General features: G+C 70.4%; 4 protein-coding genes. 1 reads left to right on the plus strand and 3 read right to left on the minus strand.

The genetic code is table 11. The features are described 5' to 3' along the window. Positions 1 to 521: 521 nt before the first annotated feature. A complete protein-coding gene (locus tag G6017_RS11240) occupies positions 522 to 1244 on the plus strand; it encodes a hypothetical protein (RefSeq protein ID WP_182617390.1) in 723 nt (240 codons plus the stop codon). A gap of 14 nt (positions 1245 to 1258) precedes the next feature. On the opposite strand, the gene G6017_RS11245 is transcribed toward G6017_RS11240, so the two are convergent. The 3 genes from G6017_RS11245 to G6017_RS11255 form a co-directional block, all read right to left on the minus strand. After that, complete coding sequence (locus G6017_RS11245; RefSeq protein WP_182617392.1) at positions 1259 to 2143, minus strand: hypothetical protein; 885 nt, start codon at positions 2141 to 2143, stop codon at positions 1259 to 1261. A gap of 17 nt (positions 2144 to 2160) precedes the next feature. Next, a complete protein-coding gene (locus tag G6017_RS11250) occupies positions 2161 to 3030 on the minus strand; it encodes an alpha/beta fold hydrolase (RefSeq protein ID WP_182617393.1) in 870 nt (289 codons plus the stop codon). Positions 3031 to 3288: 258 nt separating this feature from the next. Beyond that, on the minus strand, positions 3289 to 3884 hold a 596-nt coding region (locus tag G6017_RS11255; RefSeq protein WP_182617395.1), incomplete at its 5' end, for a prolyl oligopeptidase family serine peptidase.

A 3884-nucleotide genomic window follows, 5' to 3' on the forward strand; every position in this document is an offset into this window, starting at 1 on the left:
GGCCTCCGGGGCCGCGCCGGTCGCGAGAGCCGGAGCCAGGGCCACGACCAGTCCGAGCGCGAGCGCCCCGGCGAGAGGGGAGAGGCCGCGGGTGGCGGCCCGGTCCGGTGACGGTGATCTCACGTGTTCTCCAGTATCGGTGCTGGCGGAACGACTCTGCGCGCATGCCGCGGTGGACAAAACTATAACGTGTGTCCGTTCTACTGGTGGGGCACGTCACTTCCGGGCCGGACGTCAGGGTTCGGTGCACCGGTGTCGAATCGGTGGCCGGTGTCGGAGGGCGCTGTTACCGTGACGCCGTGCAGAACGACGTGCTCATGTGTTGGCGATGCGAACCCCGGTGGATCCGCGCCGCTCACCTCGCCCACCCCGCCTCGGCGTAGGACGCGCGTCACGGACCCACCGGGAACGGGTGGGCCGATCATCAGTCGGGAGCACGGTCCACACCGGACCACGGTTCGGCCCGGAGAGGACCACGGCCGAGACCGGCCCATCCCGACCTGATCGAGGAGAACGTCCAGGTGACCGCAAGTCCCCGAACCATCCACCTACCGCTGTCGGAATCGGACGTCCTGGTGAGCGCGCGCTCGCTGGCGGAGTACACCGACATGTTCAGCCTCGACGACGCGGACCTGGGTGGGCGGATCGTCGACTGCCCGGGCGGGGCGGCCAGCGCGGTGGCGGAGATCTGCGCGGCGGGCGGGGACGCGATCGCGGTGGATCCGCAGTACGCGCTCGGTGGCGGCGACCTGCGGGAACGGGTCCTGGCGGACCTGGATCGATCCCTGGCCCACTTCCACTCCCGGGACCGCGACTACGACTGGGACGTCCGGGGCGGCGTGGTCGGTCACGAATCCGTCCGCCGGACCGCGGCGGAGTCGATGCTCGCCGACCTCGAGGTCGCGCCCGGGAGGTACGTCGCCGGCGCTCTCCCGGATCTACCCCTGGCCTCCGACTCGGCCGACCTCGTCCTGTGCTCCCACCTTCTGTTCACCTACGCGGACCGGATGAGCACGGCCGACCATGTCGACGCGATCGTCGAGATGGCGAGGGTCGCCCCGGAGGTCCGCATCTACCCGCTGGTCGACCATTCGGGCACTCCCCTGCCCGAGCTGGTCCGCAGCGTGATCGCCAGGCTCAAGAAGGAACGGCTGACCAGTCGTATCGAGCCCGTCGTCCGGCCGTTCCAGCTGGCGGCCACCACGCGGTTGGTGGTGGAGCGGACCACCAACCGGCGGCCCTGACGCCGGGTCCGTGCTCAGCCGGGCGTGAGACGCAGGACCTGCTGCCCGGTGAACGGTGAGGTCTCGACGCTGGTGAGCAGGGGCTGCGGCCCGCCCACCTCGAGGGCCTGGCCGGGCTGGAACACGGTGCCCGAGCCCAGCGAGTACGCGACCAGGTCGCACATCTGCCCGTAGAGGGCGCCCGGGGGCCCGGCGACGTCGAGCCGTTCCATGTCCAGTCGGCCGAAGCGCCCGAGCCCGCTGGTGTAGACGCACGAGGTGGTCTCGGACTGCATGCCCGCCCGCACCCCGACGAGGGCGGGCACCGGGAGCGGGTTGCCGGCGACGAGATCGCGGTAGGGGCCGGCCGGCAGGGTGGTGGCCGCGCCGCCCACGCTCACCGCGATCGCGCCGGGCAGGGCGGTCAGGGCGGCGGCCACCGTGGCCACCGCGAGTTCGCACCGGAGCGTCTCGAGCCTGGGGTCCAGGTACTCGGGTTCGCCCGGTTCGCCGTCGTCGCCTGTCGGGCCGAGGCGGAAGGCGGCCACGACGACCTGGGAGCGATGCGTGTCCACCACGCTCTGGCCGCCGTTCCAGATGGCCAGGTTCTCGGTGTAGCGGGACGCCTCGCCGTCGGCCACCGGGAGGTCGAGCGGGGTGGCGACGACCGTGACGTCCTCGACCGACACGCCGGTCGCGGGATCGTCGTCCGTCCCGGGATCGACCTCGTAGGAGCCCTCGAAGATCTCGGCGAGGAGGTCGCCGACCTCGGCGTGGCCTGGTGCGGGACGGTCGAGCAGGACGATCGCGACCGGGGTGCTCTTCCAGGACAGGTCCTCGCCGGTGCGCGGATCCACGGTGGGCTGTTCCGCAGAGGGCTGTTCCGCGGCGGGCTGGTCGGGCTGCGGCGACTCGCTCATGCCCCGAGGCTAGCGGGTCAGTTGAGCAGGAAGTCGATCACCAGGCGCTCGAACTTGTCCTTCTGTTCGATCATCGCCCAGTGCCCGCAGCGCGAGAAGGCGTGGAGCTCGGCGCGGCGGAGCTGCCGGAACGCGAAGTGCGCCTGCTCGTAGGGCAGCATGCGGTCGTCGCGGCCCCAGATGAGCAGCGTCTCCTGGCGGATCTGGGAGGCCCGCGCGTAGAGCGGCGTGTAGGCGTTCTCGGGCTTGAGGATCGATCCGAAGATGGCGTACATCCGCTCGACGGCCCCCGGGGCGGTGGCGGCCTCGGTCCGCGCGCGGATCAGCTCGTCGGAGACGACCTTCTTGTTGCCCACCATCGTGTCGACCCAGGCGGCCATGGACTCGTCGGAGGGCGAGGCCAGGAAGTCGAACAGGCGCCGCGAGCCCTCGCTGGGCTCGGGGGTGAACAGCGGTGCCGCCAGGCCGCCGGGGCCCATGAGCGCCATTTTGCGGACGCGGCCGGGGTAGGCCAGGGCGGTCTCGCAGGCGACGTTGCCGCCCATCGAGTTGCCGATGATGTCGACCTTCTCGATGCCCTTGGCCTCACAGAACGCGTCGATCGCCTCGGCGGCGATCAGGGGGTAGGCCTTCTCCCACTCCAGGTCCGAGCTCCTGCCGAAGCCCGGCATGTCCAGCAGGATCGTGTGGAATCGCTCGGCGAAGACGGGGAAGTTGCCGGAGAAGTTGGACCACGCGGTGACGCCCGGGCCGGAACCGTGGAGGAACAGGACCGGGACCGTGCTCTCCGGCTCGGTCACGCTCTGCTCCCCCGCCTCGTGGAAGTGCAGCTCGAAGCGGCCGGCGGTGAGGGTCCTGCTGGTGGACTCGAAGTCGAGAGAGCTCATGGGAGTCACGATACTAGAACACGTTCTAGAGTCGGGCGCCTCGGCCGAAATGCGGGCGGCGTCGAAATTAAGTCAGCCGCGCGGGGAGTCCCTGAACATCCCCGCGCGGCGATGGCGAGGACTCTACTCGGAAATTCTCATGTGACAAGTAGGTAACGATTGTGGATTACGTCACATCGTTGATGTGGCGTCGACCGGCTCCTGCCGCGCCCGATGTGGAACGGCATGTTGACGGCGTGTCCAACTGCGGGATTCTGCTCAGCCCATCACCCGGTTCAGGAACGCGGTGGCGTCCGGCGTCGCCGCATAGACCGTCCCGCTGTGGTCCCTGTCCGGATAGACGTGCAACTCGAGTGGCTGGCGGTTCAGGGTCATCTCCGCCGCGAGGGACAGCGCGGAGGGCGCGGGCACGTCCAGGTCGAGCAGGCCCTGGCCCAGGAAGACCGGGCGGTCGTACCCGGTGGCCGGGGTCCCCATGTACCGCTGGAGATGGCCGAAGACGTCCGGGATGTCCCTGACCGGCCGGGTGAGCGCCTGGGAGATCTGGAAATCGCCCACCGCCGCGCGCATGTCCTCGTAACAGAGCTGCTCGGCGGAGTCGACCATCTCACGGCCCCGCGGGGTGAGGAACTGGTCGAGCTCGAACTCGGGGTGCTGGTCACGCAGGCCGGCGAGGATGTAGAAGGCGTAGAGGTTGAGGCCGGTGGGCAGCGACACCGGGGGGAAGCCCGGCCCGCCCCACTGGAAGAGGTGCTCGAGGTTGGCCGGCGCGCCGGTGGCCACGACGCCCCGGAAGTCCAGCCCCGAGGGCGCCCCCAGCTCGGTGGCCCGGGTGGCGGTGACCAGCGCGGCCC

This window comes from Dietzia sp. B44, assembly GCF_014145245.1.
GTDB classification, from domain to species: domain Bacteria; phylum Actinomycetota; class Actinomycetes; order Mycobacteriales; family Mycobacteriaceae; genus Dietzia; species Dietzia natronolimnaea.